1 pseudogene is annotated in these 593 nt (G+C 84.5%); it reads left to right on the top strand.

The annotated features are described in order from the left end of the window. A pseudogene (locus tag GT358_RS16390) lies at window positions 1–593 on the top strand (chromosome segregation protein SMC); the annotation flags it as partial.

Below are 593 nucleotides of genomic sequence, written 5' to 3'. Positions count from 1 at the left end.
GCAGACCGAGGCCGAGGCCCGCAGCGCCGCCGCCGCGACGGCGGCCGACGCCGCAGCCTGCGCCGCCGAACTGCGCGCGCTCGAGGGGCTCGTCGCGGCCGATGGCCCGCGCCGCGGCGCCGGAGCCGCCCTGTCCGTGCCGGACGGGCTCGAGGAGGCCGCCGCGGCGGCCCTGGAGGATGCCGCGCGCGAGCCCCTCGCCGCAGACGGCGATGCGGCCGGGGCCGGCTGGCACGTCCTGCCGCCCTTCGACCCGCCGCCGCGCCTGCCCGCCGGGGCCGTGCCGCTGGCGGAGCCGATCGGGGCACCGCCCGCGCTCGCGCGGCGTCTGGCCCTGACCGGGCTGGTCCCGCCCGAGGCGGCGCCCCGGCTCTGGCGGCATCTGGGGCCGGGCCAGGCGCTGGTGACGCCGGACGGCGCCCTTTGGCGATGGGACGGGCTCCGGCGGCGTCCCGGCGGCGCGGCGGCCGCCGAGGCCGAGGCGCTGCGCCGCGCCGCCCGGCTGGAGCCGTGCCGCGAAGCCGCCCGGCGGGCCGGGCAGAGGGCGCAGGACGCCCGCGCGGCCGAGGCGGACGCCGCCCGGTGCCTCCGGG

Origin of the sequence: Rubellimicrobium sp. CFH 75288 (assembly GCF_009904055.1) — a bacterium.
GTDB lineage: Bacteria > Pseudomonadota > Alphaproteobacteria > Rhodobacterales > Rhodobacteraceae > Rubellimicrobium.
This window is presented reverse-complemented; position numbering and strand designations above follow the sequence as displayed.